At 64.0% G+C, this 16,533-nt stretch carries 15 protein-coding genes; 7 read left to right on the forward strand and 8 right to left on the reverse strand.

Annotation, left to right across the window (positions count from 1 at the left end; translation table 11 throughout):
• Positions 1–201: 201 nt before the first annotated feature.
• Complete coding sequence (locus M1D43_RS23815; protein WP_010976198.1) at positions 202–1,221, forward strand: LacI family DNA-binding transcriptional regulator; 1,020 nt, start codon at positions 202–204, stop codon at positions 1,219–1,221.
• Positions 1,222–1,253: 32 nt separating this feature from the next.
• Here M1D43_RS23815 and M1D43_RS23820 read toward each other — a convergent pair whose 3' ends face one another.
• From M1D43_RS23820 to gcl, 7 genes are all read right to left on the reverse strand, one after another.
• The gene (locus M1D43_RS23820) at positions 1,254–1,829 is read right to left on the reverse strand and encodes a DUF1349 domain-containing protein (protein ID WP_010976199.1); all 576 of its coding nucleotides are present in this window, start codon (positions 1,827–1,829) and stop codon (positions 1,254–1,256) included.
• Between the two features lie 25 nt (positions 1,830–1,854).
• Positions 1,855–2,775: a DUF930 domain-containing protein gene (locus M1D43_RS23825; protein WP_014527784.1), complete on the reverse strand. Its 921-nt coding sequence runs from the start codon at positions 2,773–2,775 to the stop codon at positions 1,855–1,857.
• Positions 2,776–2,873: 98 nt separating this feature from the next.
• Positions 2,874–3,365, reverse strand: coding sequence for an ureidoglycolate lyase (locus M1D43_RS23830; protein WP_010976201.1), 492 nt, complete (start codon positions 3,363–3,365; stop codon positions 2,874–2,876).
• 47 nt (positions 3,366–3,412) lie between these two features.
• Positions 3,413–4,681 carry a glycerate kinase type-2 family protein gene (locus M1D43_RS23835; protein WP_014527783.1) on the reverse strand — a complete coding sequence of 423 codons (1,269 nt, stop codon included), beginning with the start codon at positions 4,679–4,681 and terminating at the stop codon, positions 3,413–3,415.
• Between the two features lie 114 nt (positions 4,682–4,795).
• Positions 4,796–5,680 (reverse strand): 2-hydroxy-3-oxopropionate reductase, encoded by an 885-nt coding sequence (locus tag M1D43_RS23840; protein ID WP_010976203.1) that lies wholly within the window; start codon positions 5,678–5,680, stop codon positions 4,796–4,798.
• A 5-nt stretch (positions 5,681–5,685) separates the two neighbouring features.
• The gene (gene hyi / locus M1D43_RS23845; protein ID WP_014527782.1) at positions 5,686–6,501 is read right to left on the reverse strand and encodes a hydroxypyruvate isomerase; all 816 of its coding nucleotides are present in this window, start codon (positions 6,499–6,501) and stop codon (positions 5,686–5,688) included.
• 54 nt (positions 6,502–6,555) lie between these two features.
• Positions 6,556–8,340, reverse strand: coding sequence for a glyoxylate carboligase (gcl, locus tag M1D43_RS23850; RefSeq protein ID WP_014527781.1), 1,785 nt, complete (start codon positions 8,338–8,340; stop codon positions 6,556–6,558).
• A 169-nt stretch (positions 8,341–8,509) separates the two neighbouring features.
• On the opposite strand from gcl, the gene M1D43_RS23855 reads away from it, so the two are divergent.
• A complete protein-coding gene (locus M1D43_RS23855) occupies positions 8,510–9,331 on the forward strand; it encodes an IclR family transcriptional regulator (RefSeq protein WP_013850362.1) in 822 nt (273 codons plus the stop codon).
• A gap of 126 nt (positions 9,332–9,457) precedes the next feature.
• On the opposite strand, the gene M1D43_RS23860 is transcribed toward M1D43_RS23855, so the two are convergent.
• A complete protein-coding gene (locus M1D43_RS23860; RefSeq protein WP_010976207.1) occupies positions 9,458–10,357 on the reverse strand; it encodes a LysR family transcriptional regulator in 900 nt (299 codons plus the stop codon).
• Positions 10,358–10,491: 134 nt separating this feature from the next.
• On the opposite strand from M1D43_RS23860, the gene M1D43_RS23865 reads away from it, so the two are divergent.
• From M1D43_RS23865 to M1D43_RS23885, 5 genes are all read left to right on the forward strand, one after another.
• Positions 10,492–11,328 (forward strand): bifunctional allantoicase/(S)-ureidoglycine aminohydrolase, encoded by an 837-nt coding sequence (locus M1D43_RS23865; protein ID WP_127603866.1) that lies wholly within the window; start codon positions 10,492–10,494, stop codon positions 11,326–11,328.
• Between the two features lie 37 nt (positions 11,329–11,365).
• Entirely contained in the window at positions 11,366–13,822 is a 2,457-nt protein-coding gene (ligD, locus tag M1D43_RS23870) for a DNA ligase D (protein ID WP_014527779.1), read from the forward strand.
• 92 nt (positions 13,823–13,914) lie between these two features.
• Positions 13,915–14,799 (forward strand): non-homologous end joining protein Ku, encoded by an 885-nt coding sequence (ku, locus tag M1D43_RS23875; protein WP_003526412.1) that lies wholly within the window; start codon positions 13,915–13,917, stop codon positions 14,797–14,799.
• A complete protein-coding gene (locus tag M1D43_RS23880; RefSeq protein WP_014527778.1) occupies positions 14,799–15,884 on the forward strand; it encodes a tetratricopeptide repeat protein in 1,086 nt (361 codons plus the stop codon). The genes ku and M1D43_RS23880 overlap by 1 nt, the downstream gene beginning before the upstream one ends.
• 1 nt (position 15,885) lies before the next feature.
• Positions 15,886–16,527, forward strand: coding sequence for an alpha/beta hydrolase family protein (locus M1D43_RS23885; RefSeq protein ID WP_014527777.1), 642 nt, complete (start codon positions 15,886–15,888; stop codon positions 16,525–16,527).
• Positions 16,528–16,533: the final 6 nt, after the last annotated feature.

Consider the following 16,533-nt stretch of genomic DNA (forward strand, 5'->3'; position numbering starts at 1 on the left):
GCCTCCCTACCGCCGACATCTGACGCTCTATTCGCCTATTTCCCGCAGCCTATTCTAAACGTTTCGACACTGTCAAGCGGGGCGCTCCGGCCTGCATTGCGTAATTTCAGCGATTCAAATACAGTTTAGCGAGCAAATCATCAAAACGTTTCGGGCGAGATGCAGCAGCGACGAAATTCAAGAAAGTCCGGTGCACCGACCATGCTCGACGTCGCCAAGGCGGCGCATGTCTCCGTGGCGACGGTCTCGGCCGTGATCAACGGTTCGGCCCCGGTCAGTCCGGAATTGCGCAACCGCATCGAGCAGGCGATCGGCCTCATAGGCTACAAGCGCAACGCCATCGCCCGCAGCCTCAAGCTCGGCACGACCCGCACCGTAGGCCTGATGGTTGCCGATATCACCAATCCGTTCTTCACCGATGTCGTGGCCGTCATCCAGGACGTGCTGCATCGGGCCGGCTACGCCGTGATGCTCTGCTGCAACGACGAGGACGTCGCCCTGCAGGACGAGCAGATCGCCCTGTTGATCGACCGGAGCGTGGACGGCCTGATCATCGCGCCCGCCGGAGACGACGAGACGCTGAAACGCATGATCGCGAGCGCCAATCTTCCGACCGTGCTGATCGACCGGCTTTGCGACGGCATCGACACCGATGCGGTCGTGCTCGACAATCGCCGCGCGGTTCAGGACGCAACCATCTATATGCTCGGCCTCGGCCATCGGCGCATCGGCTATATTTCCGGCTCCCTCGACACGTCCACTGGACGGGAGCGTCTTGCCGGCTATCGGGCAGCGTTGGAGGCGGCGGGGCTCCCCTGCGAGGAGGACCTGATCCGGATCGGCAATTTTCGGGAGAAGGACGCCTATACCGCCGCGCTCCAGCTGCTGACGAGTCCCGAGCGTCCAACGGCGATTTTCTCTGCCAACAATCTGATGGTCATCGGGGTGATGAAGGCGATCCGGGATATCGGCCTTCACTGCCCGGACGACGTTTCGGTCGCAAGCTTCGACGATTTTCCCTGGGCGGACGTCTTCCAGCCGCATCTGACGACGATCGCCCAGCCGGTCCAGGCGATCGGCGAACAGGCCGCACAGCTCGTGCTCGACCGCCTTTCCGGCGCCAGCCCGGAAGCGCCGCGAAGGCTCGTCCTCCAGGGAAGACTGGTAATCCGCGACTCCTGCCGGCCGGTCGGCAGCCTGGCGCCGCGCGCGATCGCCTGACCTAGTTTCCCAGAAGCCCCGGTGTCGGGACTTCAGTCGTCGTGCAAGGCGCGAGCGATCGGCGGGCCGAGACTCAAGTCGCGGAACCTTGCCGCAAAGCCTGCGCGCTCCGGAGAGCAGGCAGTGACACCGACCTCGGCATCGGCGGCGGAAAAGGGACAGAGCCGCGCCATCTGCCAGCGTTCCTCGCCAAAGCGGAATTGCACCCGCACCGCATCCCCATGCCGCGTCAGCCGCACCTCCAGCGGGTCCGAAGGCGCCTTTGCGTGCAACGGGATGACCGACCAGTCCGATACTCCCCGCGTCACGACCACGCTGAAATGCATCAGCCCGTCGGTATATTCGATACCGCATTTGATCCAGTTCTGCTCGTCGACCCGCAGCATCAGACCGGCCTGATCGTAAAGCTGCTCATACTGACCGACGATCGTCGCCGAGGCGGTGAAATCGCCAGAAACCGGACGAAGATAGGCATGTCCGCTATCGCGCACGAAGCCGTAGAAGGTTTCGCGCCAGAAGTCCGTATTGCCGTCGGTCTTGAGCGACAGATCGCGTTCGTCGCCCTCCCAGCTTGCCGGCTCGTTCAACCAGCGATACGCGCTTGCCATTCAGTCCCTCCATCCATCCCACTGTTTAATTGCTCGGCAGTTGTCGCGCACCCCACTCGCTCTTCGGGATCGCCTTGCCGATCGCGAAGCTGAAGGAAGTGACCGATGTCGTCTCGGGGCTCACTTCGCATTTGAAGTCGATGGCGTACCATGTCGACCGGCTGCGGAAGGCGCCGCCATCGGCGTTCAGTCCCGTTTCCGAGATGAAGCCCCCGGAAGGGCCGAAGGGAACGAGCATGTCCGGAAATGCACCGGGCATTTCGCGCCGCACCTGCTCGAGCGCCTCGATGCTGCAGAGCTGTACGATCCGCTTTTTCGGCGGCAGCCTGCCGATCGCCTGTTTCACGCGCGGGTCCGACAGGGCGTTTTCAGAATAGAGTTCCTTCGCCTGGACGAGCTGGCTCGCCTCGCGCTCGGCCTTCGCCTCGGGTGGCTGCGTCGGCTCCGCCCTTGCTTCCTCCAGAACCGGTTTCTCCTGGGGAACAGCTGCAGCCGGCGGCGCGGCTGCAGCGTCGGCCGCCTCGTTCGCTGCGCTCCGGGCATCGACGCGCAATTCCGCAAGCGCTGTCCTGCTTTCCGCCGGCTTTTCGCTGGCGGTATTCTCCGTCTTTGCCGGGGCGGGCCGCGAGGCCTCCGGCGTCTCGCTCGGCGTTTCGGTCTTCTTCGGCGCGGCCGGAGGCAACTCGGGCTGAGGAGGCTTTTCCTTTTCGGCCGGCGCTGCCGCCGACTCGAACGCCTCAGGCTGAGGGCGCGCCTGCTCGCTCTTGGCCGCGTTCGGCTTTTGCTCGGGCTTTTCCGCACTCTTCGGCTGCGGAACGAGCTCGACGCTGACGCTTTGTTCCTTTGCCGGCGCAGACAAATCCGGCAGCCGAACCAGCAGCAGAAAGGCGAGCGCCAGGTGCAGGGCGAGCGAGGTCGGCATGCCCCAACCGGTTTCTCCCCACATTTTCCTGGCGAAGTGCTGCATTGCTCAAAGGTCACGGACTCGGAAGCACCGAACCTAAGAGTTCGAGCGCCCCGCAACAAGTGCGGGACGCGCGTCGGTCAAGCGTATTCGACCTGATAAGGCTTTTCGAAGAAATGCTCCTCGAGATTACATCCGCTGCCGCCGCGGTCAATGACGACGAATTCGGAGGTCGAACGAAGCGGCGTCAGAATTCCGTGCCAGACATTTTGCGCGATGTTGACCCCCTGGCCCGGCCCGGTCTCGAAGGCGATCGGCTCGCCGGGCTCCCCGCCTTCGTCGGGCGCCACGACCACGAGGAAGGGATTTCCCGTCAGCGGGATGAAGGCCTGGCTTCCGAGCGGATGCCGTTCCACCATCTTCAGCGTCAATGGGATGTCATAGGGTTCGCCCTTCAAGAGGCTGACCAGCGTTCGGGCTTCCGGGCCGCTCGTCTCCACCCTCGCAAGGTCGTGATAGCGGATGCATTTGCCGGCGTTGATCGGAAAGCTCTTCGCGTCGTCAGGCTCGATGACATCGCCGAAGGGTGCGAACTCGCTGTGCGAAAGCGGGCGGATCGGTAGAGGTATCATGGTCTTTCCTCCCTGGTGGACCAATTGTCTTTGGGCGCCGGCACCGATCACTGGATCAGCACCGCCCTGAAATCATTGACGTTCGTGCCGGTCGGGCCCGGCTTGAAAAGGTCTCCAAGCGCATCGAAGGCCGCCCAGCTGTCGTTTTTGTGAAGCAGCGCAGCGGCATCCAGGCGCCGCGCCAGCAGGCGGGCGATCGTCGTATGATCGGCGAAGGCGCCGGCATTGTCCTCGGATCCGTCGATGCCGTCGGTGTCCGCAGCGAGCGCCGAGATCCCGCCGATGCCGTCTATGCCGAGCGCCAGCGACAGCAGGAACTCGCTGTTGCGCCCGCCGCGTCCTTCGCCCCGGACCGTCACCGTCGTTTCGCCGCCCGAGAGCAGGAGGGCGGGCTTCGGAAAGGGCCGGCCGCGCAGCGCCGTCTCGCGCGCAATCGCCGCATGAACAAGCCCCACGTCGCGCGCCTCCCCTTCGATCGCATCGGAAAGAATGACGGCCTCGATACCCGCGGCCCGGGCCCTGGACGCCGCGGCCTCCAGCGAGACGCCTGCCGAAGCGATCAGCTGCACCTCGTTGCGGGCAAAACGCGGATCGGAAGGTCTCGGCGCATCCGCAGCAGCGCTTGCCAGCCAGCGCATGACCTTTTCCGGCAAAGCGAGACGATAGCGCGCGACGATCTTCAGGGCGTCCTCGCGGCTGGCTGCGTCGGCGATCGTCGGGCCGGATGCGACCAGCGCCGCGTCGTCGCCGGGAATATCGGAGACGACGAGGGAGACGACCCTGGCCGGATGGGCCGCAGCGGCCAGGCGGCCGCCCTTGATCAAGGAAACGTGCTTGCGTACCGCGTTCATCGCGCTGATCGGCGCGCCTGACGCGAGAAGCGCCCGATTGACGGCAATTTCATCCTCGAGCGAAAGCGCCGGTGGCGGTGCGGGCAGGAGCGCCGAACCACCGCCGCAGATCAGCGCCACGACCAGGTCGTCCCCGGTCAGGCCGCTGACCGCCGCGAGGAGCCGCTTCGACGCCTTCAGCCCGCCCTCGTCCGGCAAGGGATGGGAGGCTTCGAGCACCTCGATATTCTTGCAATGCGCACCGAAGCCGTAGCGCGTGACGACCACGCCGCTGAGCGGCCCCTCCCAGACGGATTCGAGCGCCCGGGCCATCTGAGCAGCGCCCTTGCCGGCTCCGATGACGACCGTGCGCCCCTTCGGCCGCTCCGGCAGATTTGCGGCGATGACTCGTTCCGGATCAGCGGCGGACACGGCAGAGGCGAACAGGCTCTCCAGGAATTGACGCGGGTTGGCGATGGCGGCCATTGTTCCTCCCGTTTGAGAAATGCGCGGGCGGCGGCTCCTCCTTCCGCCGCCCGGATGCATGATCTCCACGGCGGATGAGGCCGCCGGCCGATCATGCGCGTCCTCGATCGCGACTTATGCGACCTCGTGGTTCGCCATCCGCTCGAGCGCCCGCACGAGCCCGGAATGGTCGAGCCCGCTGTCGCCATTGGCGGCGCAATTGTTGAAGAGTTCCTGGGTGGCCGCCGTGTTCGGCAGCGAGATGCCGAGGCTTTTCGCTCCCTGCAGCGCGAGATTCAGGTCTTTCTGGTGCAGCGAGATGCGGAAGCCCGGCTCGAAGGTACGCTTGATCATCCGATCGCCATGGACTTCGAGGATGCGCGACGATGCAAAGCCGCCCATCAGTGCCTCACGGACGCGGGCCGGATCGGCTCCTGCCTTGGACGCGAAGACCAGCGCCTCGGAGACTGCCTCGATGGTCAGCGCCACGATGATCTGGTTTGCGACCTTGGTGACCTGGCCGTCGCCGCAATCGCCGACGAGCGTGATGTTCTTTCCCATCAGCTTGAAGAGCGGCAGGGCGCGTTCGAAGGAGCTCGGCTTGCCGCCGGCCATGATGCTGAGAGAGGCGTTCTTGGCGCCGACCTCGCCTCCGGAAACCGGCGCGTCGATATATTCGGCACCGGTTTCACGGACCTTCTTGGCGAACTCCTTCGTCTCGATCGGCGAGATGGAGCTCATGTCGATGACGAGCTTGCCCTCGCCTAGGCCGTAGTAGACGCCATTCTCACCGAACAGGACGTCCTTCACTTCCGGCGTATCCGGTAGCATGAGGATGATCGTGTCGACCGTCTCCGCGAGCGCCTTAGGCGTTTCGACGATTTCCAGCCCGTTCTCGACGAGCTCCTGGCGCGGCGGGATGACGAATTTCGACGTGATGATCTCGTGGCCGGCATCCTGAAGGTGGCGCGCCATCGGCGTGCCCATGATACCCAGTCCAATGAAACCGATAGATGCCATCGTGCTTAGCTCCTGATTTGGATGATGTCTGCGGATTGTTTGCGCTGGCGCTCGGTGCCGAGCCACCCAAGTCCTTCCGCCGTTGTCGTCAGCGGCTTGTATTCGCACCCGATCCAGCCGTCGTAGCCGCCGGCTTCCAATGCGTCGAAGACGAAGGGGTAGTTGATCTCGCCGGTCCCCGGCTCGTTGCGTCCGGGATTGTCGGCAAGCTGTATGTGCGCGATCTTTTCGCGGTAGCGCCTGTAGGTGCCGACGAGTTCGCCCTCGGTGCGCTGCTGGTGGTAGAGGTCGTACTGGATGAAGAGGTTATCGCTCCCGACCTCCTCGATGATCGACGACGCCTGCCCGACCGTGTTGAGATAAAAGCCGGGGATATCGAAGCGGTTGATCGGTTCGATCAGAAGGCGGATGCCGCACTTGCCGAGTTCGGCCGCCGCAAGCTTCAGATTGGCGACGAGGGTCGTGCGCAGCACGCTGTCGGGTACACCGTCCGGGGCAATCCCCACGAGGCAATTGACCTGGCGGCAGCCGAGCGCAGTCGCATAGTCGATGGCCGTTGCGACCCCCTTGCGGAATTCGTCGATCCGATCCGGCAGGATCGCGATGCCCCGTTCGCCGCCGGCCCAGTCGCCGGCCGGCAGGTTGTGCAGCACTTGCGTCAGGCCGTGGCGGTCGAGTTCGCCGCGCAGCGCCGTCTTATCGAAGTCGTAGGGAAAGAGATATTCAACGCCTTCGAAACCCGCCCTGGCGGCCAGTGCGAAACGGTCGAGAAACGGCGCCTCGTTGAACAGCATCGTCAGGTTCGCAGCAAATCTCGGCATGCGATCACTCCTCTGTGGTAAGCGGGATGCGGGCGGAACCGCGTAGGACGTTCTTCAATCGAGAAGGGCGGCAATCGCGGTCGGGGCATCCTCGCCGCGCTCGGCGAGTTCCTCGAACTCGACGACCGCGTTGATGTCCGCGCCCATGGCGATGTTGGTGACGCGCTCCAGGATGAACTCGATGACGACGGGCACCTGGTGCTCTTCCATCAGCGCCTGCGCCCGGTCGAAGGCGTCGGCGAATTCATTCGGGCTCCTGACACGGATCGCCTTGCAGCCGAGCCCCTCGGCAACCGCCACGTGGTCGACCCCGTAACCCTTCTCCGCGTCGCCGTCGGCATTGATGTTTTCAAAGGCCAGACTGACCTCGAAATCCATGTTGAAGCCGCGTTGGGCCTGACGGATAAGCCCGAGATAGGAATTGTTCACGACGACATGCAGGTAAGGCAGCTTGTGCTGGGCGCCGACCGCGAGTTCCTCGATCAGGAACTGGAAATCGTAATCGCCGGAAAGAGCAACGATCTGCCGGTTCGGATCGGCGGCCCGCACGCCGAGTGCTGCCGGCAGGGTCCAGCCGAGCGGACCGGCCTGGCCGCAATTGATCCAGTTGCGCGGCTTGTAGACGTGTAGGAATTGCGCGCCGGCAATCTGGCTCAAGCCGATGGTCGAGACGTAGCAGGTGTCGCGGCCGAAAATCTTGTTCATCTCCTCGTAGACGCGCTGGGGTTTCAGCGGGGTCTGATCGAAATGGGTCTTGCGCAGCATCGACCGCTTGCGCTCGCGGCACTCCTCGGCCCAGGCCGACCAGTCGCGCAGCTTGCCGGCCGTCTTCCATTCGGTCGCGACGTCGAGGAAGAGCTTGAGCGCGGCACCCGCGTCGGAGACGATGCCGAAATCGGGTGCGAAGACCCGGCCGATCTGCGTCGGCTCGATATCGACATGGATGAACTTGCGGCCTTCCGTATAGGTCGGGATGTTGCCGGTGTGGCGGTTTGCCCAGCGATTGCCGATGCCGAAGACGAAATCGGAGGCGAGCAGCGTCGCATTGCCGTAACGATGCGAGGTCTGCAGGCCGCACATGCCCGCCATCAGCGGGTGGTCGTCCGGGATGACGCCCCAGCCCATCAGCGTCGGAACGACCGGAACGCCGGTGATCTCGGCGAATTCGGTAAGGAGATCGGAGGCGTCCGCATTGATGATGCCGCCGCCGGCGACGATCAGCGGCCTTTCTGCCTCGTTGAGCATGGCGAGCGCCTTTTCGGCCTGCGCACGGGTGGCGGCAGGCTTGTAGGCGGAAAGGGGCTCATAGGTTTCCGGATCGAATTCGATCTCGGCAAGCTGGACGTCGACCGGCAGGTCGATGAGGACCGGCCCGGGCCGACCCGAGCGCATCAGGTGGAAGGCCTTCTGGAAGACGAAGGGGACCAGCGCCGGCTCCATGACGGTGGCCGCCCATTTGGTGACCGGCGCCGCGATCTTCGCAATGTCGACCGCCTGGAAGTCCTCCTTGTCGAGACGCGCACGCGGCGCCTGCCCGGTGATGCAGAGGATCGGGATCGAGTCCGCGGATGCCGAATAGAGGCCGGTGATCATGTCCGTGCCGGCCGGCCCGGAGGTTCCTATGCAGACACCGATATTGCCGTGCCTGGCGCGGGTGTAGCCCTCCGCCATGTGCGAAGCGCCTTCGACGTGGCGAGCGAGTATGTGACGGATCGATCCGCGCGCCCTCAGGGCCGAGTAGAATGGATTGATCGCCGCGCCGGGTACGCCGAAGGCGCAATCGATCCCTTCTTTTTCCAGAACATAAACCGCTGCATCGACTGCGCGCATCTTGGCCATGGGAACTCCTCCTGTTTGAATGGAAGGTAAATCCATTCCGCGTCCATTTCAACGCATTTATGGAAATCATTCCCATTGTATGGAAATAAAGATTTTCAACAAATAGGAGAAAATCGGATGCAATGGCTGTAGAGCATGATCTCAGGCGGCAACTGATTTGGAGACTGGCATGGAGGCGAACGGCAAGGGGAAGAGGGGGCGCAAGGCGGGAGAGAACGCCGCGCCGGCTTCCGTTCAGGTGCTGGACAGGAGCCTGTCCCTGCTGGCGATCATCGCCGAAGGCGACGGCTCGACCTTGACCGCACTTTCGGAGCGGTCAGGCATGGCGCCTTCGACCGTGCACCGGCTGCTGACGTCGCTCGCCCAGCACGGGATGGTGGCGAACGACGCGGAGGCCGGCACGTGGACCGTCGGCGTCAAGGCGTTCGAGATCGGCAACGCCTTCCTGCGCTTTCGCAAGCTCGGCACGATCAGCCGTCCGTTCCTGAAGCGGCTCATGGACGAAAGCGGCGAGACGGCGAATATCGGCATAGAGGAAGACGGCGACGTGGTTTTCATCTCCCAGGTCGAAAGCCACGCGCCGATGCGCGCCTTCTTCCGTCCCGGGCGGCGGGGGCCGATCCACGCTTCCGGCATCGGCAAGGCCATTCTTTCGACCTGGTCCGATACGGAGATCGCCAAGACCCTGAGCGGCAGAACGCTCGCGTGCTTTACCGGGCGGACGCTCGCCACGCTGCCGGACCTGATCCGCAACGTTCAGGAGATCCGCTTTCGCGGCTGGTCGGTCGATGACGAAGAGCACACGCTCGGCATGCGCTGCATCGCCGCCCCGCTCTTCAACGAGTACGGTGAGGCGATCGGCGGCATCTCCATCTCCGGCCCCACCGTCCGCATCGACGACGAGAGACTCGGCGTCCTCGGCCCCGCCGTGCGCCGCATGGCGGACGAGTTGACGCGCGCGATCGGCGGGCACAGGCCGGAAGAAGGCTGAAGGCGCTTCGCATCCAGCTACTCTTGTGTGCTGTGCTTCGAAGTCCGTATCCGCGGCGCGCCCTCATCCGGCTTGCCGGCGACCTTCTCCCCGCAAGCGGGGCGAAGGGGACTCGCGGACCTTCACCTATCCCACCTCGGCATCGATCCCGTTATCCGGCGAGCCTTGCGCTGCCTCCAGAAAGGCAGCGATGACGGGTCCGGGGTTCGGCCGGCTGATGACGTACACGTCGGCTTCCGGCGCCGGCTCGGCGAGCGGCCGGTAGACGACGCCCGGCCGCGAAAGAGTGCTGATGCATTCCGGGACGAGTGCCACGCCGAGCCCCGCGGCAACGAGGCTGGTGAGGGAATAGGATTCCACCACCTCGTTCGTGATATCAGGTACGAACCCCGCCGCCACGCAGCAATCATGCAGGTAGCGGGCAAAGCGGGAGTCCGCGAGCCTCAGAAAGACGAAGTTTTCCTTTCGCAGATCACCGAGCTCGATCGTCTCTGAACCCGCCATGCGATGGTGTTCGGGCAGGGCCACGCCCACCTTCTCGTGCCAGGCGACATGCGCAACGAGGTCCGGATTGTTTCGAGGCCGGCGCACGAAACTGAGGTCGGTGCGATGGGAAAGCAAGGCCGCCTCCTGCGCCTCGGGGTCCATTTCATGGATACGGACGAACACGCCGGGCCATGCACCCCGGAACCGCGCGATCAGGTTGGACAACGGCCCCAGCAGCACCGAGCCGGTCGTCGCTATGTTCAGCGTTCCTACCTGCCCGGAACCGATGGCGCGCGCCTGCTGAACCGCGTGCTCGACCTGACCGAGAATCATCCGGGCATGTTCGAGAAAGTTGGCGCCCGCCTCGGTCAGCTCGACATTGCGGCTGGAACGCTCGAACAGCCGCGTGCCGACTTCCGCTTCCAGATCCCTGATCTGCTGGCTCAACGGCGGCTGGGAGATGTTGAGGCCCCTGGCGGCTGCCGTAAAACTTGCGGCATCGGCAACCGCAACGAAATAGCGCAGGTGACGTAGCTCCATGGCATAGCCCTATCGATACATTGTTACTCTGGATCGAGTTGAACAATATATTGGACGTATCGCGGAGCAAGCCGGTAAAGTCGTTGCAGAGAGGCGGAGGCACCGTCTCCGCCACGCATCTCGATGGGACACACATGCAGAAGAACTACTATTTTCCGGTAGGCGGCCATCCTCCTCAGACCAACCTGCTTTCCGACCGCGCCATCTTCACCGAGGCCTATGCGATCATTCCAAAGGGCGTCATGCGCGACATCGTGACGAGCTACCTGCCCTTCTGGACGAATACACGGCTCTGGGTACTGTCGCGCCCGCTTTCCGGCTTCGCCGAGACCTTCTCGCAATATATCATGGAGGTCGGCCCTTCCGGCGGCAGCAACCGGCCGGAGACGGATCCCCGCGCCGAAGCCGTGCTGTTCGTGGTGGACGGCGAGTTCCATCTGACGCTCGGCGATGAGACGCATCTGATGCAGTCCGGCGGCTATGCCTTCATCCCGCCCGGCACCGAATGGAGCCTCAGAAACGAATCCGGTGCGCCGACGCGATTCCACTGGATCCGCAAGGCTTATGAGAAGGTCGACGGGGTTCCCATTCCCGAACCGATCGTTACCAACGAACGCGACATCCCCCCCTCGCCCATGCCGGAAACGGATGGGCGCTGGGCCACCACCCGCTTCGTCGATCCTTCCGACATGCGCCACGACATGCATGTCACGATCGTGACCTTCGAGCCCGGCGGCGTCATCCCGTTCATGGAAACCCATGTGATGGAACACGGACTCTATGTGCTCGAAGGCAAGGCCGTTTACCGACTCAACAACGACTGGGTGGAGGTGGAAGCCGGAGACTATATGTGGCTCAGGGCCTTCTGCCCGCAGGCCTGCTATGCCGGCGGACCGGGCAAATTCCGCTACCTGCTCTACAAGGACGTGAACCGCCATATGACGCTCGGCAATCCGGGCAGACTCGCCTGATATTGCAGCCTGCCGTGATCCGCCATAGCTTGGGCGCATGGCGACGCCTAAGCTGGAGGCCTACCGCAAGAAGCGGGATTTTTCGAAGACGCCGGAGCCGGTCGGAAATCTGACCGCCGGCGGCAATCGCTTCGTCGTGCACAAACACCATGCGACCGCCGACCACTACGATTTGCGGCTTGAGGTCGACGGCGTGCTGAAAAGCTGGGCGGTGCCGAAAGGTCCGTCGCTCAATCCGGCCGACAAGCGGCTGGCGGTGGAGACGGAGGACCATCCCCTCGACTATATCGACTTCGAGGGCGTGATCCCCGAAGGCGAATATGGCGGCGGTCCGATGATCGTCTGGGACAAGGGCGTCTGGGCGCCGATGGGCGATGTCGACGACGACCTGCGCAAGGGCGCCTTCAAGTTCCGCCTGGCAGGGGAGAAACTCAACGGCGGATGGATGCTGGCCCGTCTGAAGCGTCGCCCGGGAGAGGAGGACCAGCGCAACTGGCTCCTTTTCAAGGAGCGCGATTCGGCCGCCGACACATCGATCGATATCCTTGCCGCCCGGCCGGAAAGCGTCAAATCCGGCCGGCGGATCGAGGAACTGGTGGAGAAGCCGAAGGCCCCGCCAAAGCCGGTCAAGCTCAATCCCGGCGCGCTTGCCGGTGCGGTCAAGGCCGCACAACCCGAACGCATCGAACCTCAACTCGCAACACAGACGATTCTCCCCCCGGAAGCCGAAAAGGACTCGAAAAAGCCCGAGCGCTGGCTGCACGAGATCAAGTTCGACGGCTATCGCACCATGGCCCACGTGGCGGACGGAAAGGTGCGCCTCGTCACCCGCGGCGGGCTCGACTGGACGAAGCGCTACGGAGACCTGCCGGAGGCTTTCCGGCGGCTGCCGTGCCGCGATGTGATCATCGACGGCGAGATCGTCGTGCTGGACGAGACGGGGGTCAGCCGCTTCGCGCTGCTGCAGGATGCGCTTTCCACCGGCGCCGGCAACAGCCTCGTCTTCTACGCCTTCGACCTCCTGCATCTCAACGGCTGGAACCTTTTCGACGTCCCGCTCGAAAAGCGCAAGGCACTGTTGAAGCAATTGCTTGCAGGGCAGGTCTCAAGCCGCTCGGCGATCCAGTTCAGCGATCATGTGCTGGGTGAAGGGCGCGCGCTTTACGACCGGGCCTCCGAGATGGGCCTGGAAGGGATCGTCTCCAAACGCATCTCGGCACCCTACCGAAGCGGCCGGTCGAAGACCTGGACCAAGACGAAGGCTTTGAAGGCGGAGGATTTCGTGATCGTCGGCTACACCGTTTCGGAGGCGGCCGAGGGCATTGCGTCGCTTGCACTCGGAGAGTGGGCCGACGGCGAGCTGGAATATCGCGGCAAGGTTGGAACCGGCTTCGACGCGCAGATGCTCAAGGAGTTGCTCGCAAGGCTCGAACCCTTGCGCGCCGGCGCCGCAAAGCTCGAGGGAGCGCCGAGGGAGATCATCTGGGTGCGGCCCTTGCTCCGGGCGCATATCCACTACGGCAACCGGACGACCGATAACGTCCTGCGTCACGCCGTCTTCAAGGGGCTCCGCGACGTCGAGCTGTCGACGCCGGTTTCCATGTCGAGAAAGCGCCTGATCTCGGACGCGGACCTCGCCGGCATAACGATTACCAACCCGACCCGGCGGCTCTTCGGCAAATCCGGCCCGACCAAGCTCGACCTTGCCGTCTATTACGCGATGATCGGCGACTTCATGCTGCCGCATATTCTCGGCCGTCCCGTTTCGCTGGTACGCTGCCCGACCGGCCGGACGCAGGATTGCTTCTTCCAGCGCCACCCTTTTACCGGCATGCCGCCTTCGGTCGCGACGTTCCAGGCAACCAACTCGGAAGGCGAGGCGAAAACCTACCTGTCGGTCGAGGACGCGAGAGGATACCTGGCGCTGGCGCAGTTCGGCGTCGTCGAATTCCACAATTGGGGGACGACGCGCAAGCTGCTCGGCAAGCCGGATCGCGTCGTCTTCGATCTCGATCCCGGCGAGGGCATCGCCTGGCGCGAGGTGGTCGAGGCCGCGATCCACATCAAGGCCGAACTCGAGGCGCTCGCGCTGGTACCCTTCGTAAAGACATCTGGCGGCAGGGGAGTGCACGTCGTCGTACCGGTCGTGCCGAAGCTCGACTGGAAGAAATTCCATCAGGCGACGAGCGCGCTCGCGACCCGTCTCGCGGCCACCGCTCCCGCCACCTTCACCACCACCATGGGCAAGGACAACCGCATAAGGCGCATTTTCATCGACTTCCATCGCAACGCCCGCAGCCATACCTGGGCGGCCCCCTATTCGCTGCGCGCCCGCACCAATCTGCCAGCCTCCACCCCGCTCAGCTGGGCGGATCTGGAGACTATCGACGCTCCGGCGGATTTGAACTATTCTTCGCTGCCGGGCCTTCTGGCCACGTCCGGCGATCCCTGGGCCGATATCGACGACTCCGCGAGGGATCTGCCTATACTGTAGTCGTTGAGGCGCGGGATGCAGGCGGAAACCGCATGCACTTTCCTCATCCCGCTCTGGCAGATGTGATCGTAGTGCCGCGTAGGGAGAAAACCATGGCACCCAGGGCAAGTTGGAAGGGCTATATCAGACTGAGTCTCGTGAGCTGTCCGGTGAGGCTTTACCCCGCCACCAGCGCAAGCGAGCGCATTTCCTTCAATCAGCTTCACAAGGACACCCATAACCGGATCAACATGAAGCCCGTCGATCCGGAGCTCGGCCTCGTCGAGCGTTCGGACCTCGTGAAGGGCTACGAATACGAAGACAAGAAATACATCATCATCGAGGATTCGGATCTGGAAAGCGTCCGGATCGAATCCAATCACACGATGAACATCGAGGCTTTCGTCGACGCCGGTTCCGTTGACGTCATCTATCAGGACGCCCCTTATTACCTGGCGCCCGACGGGGCCATGGCCGAGGAAACCTTCGTCGTCCTGCGTGAAGCTCTGCGCCGAAGCGGGAAACTCGCGATCGCCCGTCTCGTGCTGTCCAGCCGCGAACGGGTGGTGACCATCGGTCCGCGCGAGACCGGAATGTTCGTCTGCACCTTGCGCAATCCCAACGAGGTGCGCGGCACGGCGGATTATTTCGGCAACATTCCGGTCGGCAAACCGGATCCCGAGATGCTGCAGCTTGCCGAAGCGCTCATCGAGCAGAAGACGACCACCTTCGATCCGAAGCAGTACGAGGACCGCTACGAGGTCGCGCTGATGCAGATGATCCGCGAGAAGCTCAAGGGTCACAAGCCGATCATTGCGCAGGCGCCCGAACGCGGCAACGTCGTCAATCTCATGGATGCCCTGAAGGCGAGCCTTTCCCAGGCCAAGCCGCCCGCTCGGAGCAAGCCCAAGGCGGAGCCCGCAGCAAAGGAGCCCGCTGCCAAAGCCGCGGCGGCGAAACGCGTAACTGCTAAACCCGCGGCCAAGAAGAAAGCCTGATGGCGCTTGCCGGTCGGACATTCGGTATCGTGGGCGCGCTCGCCGCCTTTCCGCGGCGGCTGGCGGCTCGCGAGGTCGAGCGCCAGGGCGGGCACCTCAGGCGCGGTGTCAACAGGCAGACGAAGTTCGTGGTCTTCGGGCGCGGGCTGCTCGCAAAGGCGTCCGAAGCAGAGATCGAGGCTCGCTTCGACAGCGAAAGCGGGCAGCGTCGGCGCGTGCTCAGCGAAAACGGCTTCCTCCGCCTGCTCGGACTGGCGAGCGCCCCGGAAACATCGGCGCTTACGCGGCAATCGCTCGTCGACCAGTCCGGGCTCTCCCCTCGCCACCTCGATCTTCTGTCGTTGTTCGACGCTTTCGAGCATGACGGCGAGCCCTATTCTTTCCGCGATCTGATCCTCGCCAGAAAATATGCGGGACTGATGGCCAGCGGCGCCGGCTGGGGCGCGATCGCGCGCTCGGTCCACCGCTCCGGAAACGTCGCCTCCCTCACCGCGCTCTCGCTGCACCACGAAGGCAAGGATACGATCTATGCGCGACGCGCCGAGGGCTTGAGCGAGCTCGACGGTCAATTGCTGCTCGACGTCGGCTCTCCCGACGAGGAGGCGCTCGAAGATCTCTTCGCTCAGGCCGAAGCGGCCGAAGAGGCGGGGGAATACGACCAGGCGGCCGCGTTCTACCAGCGCTATCTCGCCATCGACCGCACCGACGAGGTTGCAGCGTTCAACCGGGCCAACTGCCTCAGAGCCGCCGGGCGGGAGGCCGAAGCGGCGCATGACTATGCCCGCGCCATAAAGCTCGATCCTTGCTTCGTCGAAGCCTGGTTCAATCTTGCCGGGCTGATGGGCGAACGTGGGCGCACGGACACGGCCAGGCGGCATCTGAGGAGAGCGATCGAAATCGATGGCGATTACGCCGATGCCATCTTCAACCTGGCGAAGCTGGAGTTCGATGCCGGCAATCTCGCCGAAGCCCGCCGCTGGTGGATGCGTTACCTCGCGCTCGATCAGCATTCCGAATGGGCACGCGCCGCCGAGCGCGGCGTGCAGTTCGTGAACCTTCATCTCCTCTCCAGAACGGCTGGCTGACATGAGCGGAAAATTCCTGTTCGACGGGCCGGGCGATGCGCCCGTCACCATTCTCCTCGCGCATGGAGCCGGCGCGCCGATGGATTCGACTTCGATGACGGCGGCCGCCATGGCGCTTGCAGGGGTGGGTTTTCGCGTCGCCCGCTTCGAGTTCGGCTATATGGCAGCCCGGCGCACTGCCGACGGGCGCAAGCCCCCGCCCCGCGCGGAAACGCTCAATCCGGAGTATCGGGCGGCCATTGCCGAGCTCGGCGCCCAAGGCACCCTCGTGATCGGCGGCAAGTCCATGGGCGGTCGCGTCGCCAGCATGGTCGCCGACGACCTTCATGTCGAGGGCAAGATCGCCGGGCTCCTTTGCCTCGGCTATCCCTTCCATCCCCCCGGAAAACCGGACCAGTTGCGCACCCGACATCTTACCGATCTCAAGACGCCTGCACTGATCTGTCAGGGGACCCGCGACGAATTCGGCACCCGCGACGAGGTTTCGCGATACGCCTTGTCCGACAGGATCGAACTTCTCTGGCTGGAGGACGGCGACCACGACCTCAAGCCGCGCAAGACAGTCTCGGGCTTCTCGACCGCAGATCACCTGAAGACGCTGGCCGAGGCGGTTGCGCGATGGGCGGATCGCCTCGCGCCTTGAGCTCCT

This window comes from Ensifer sp. R1-3, assembly GCF_056739175.1.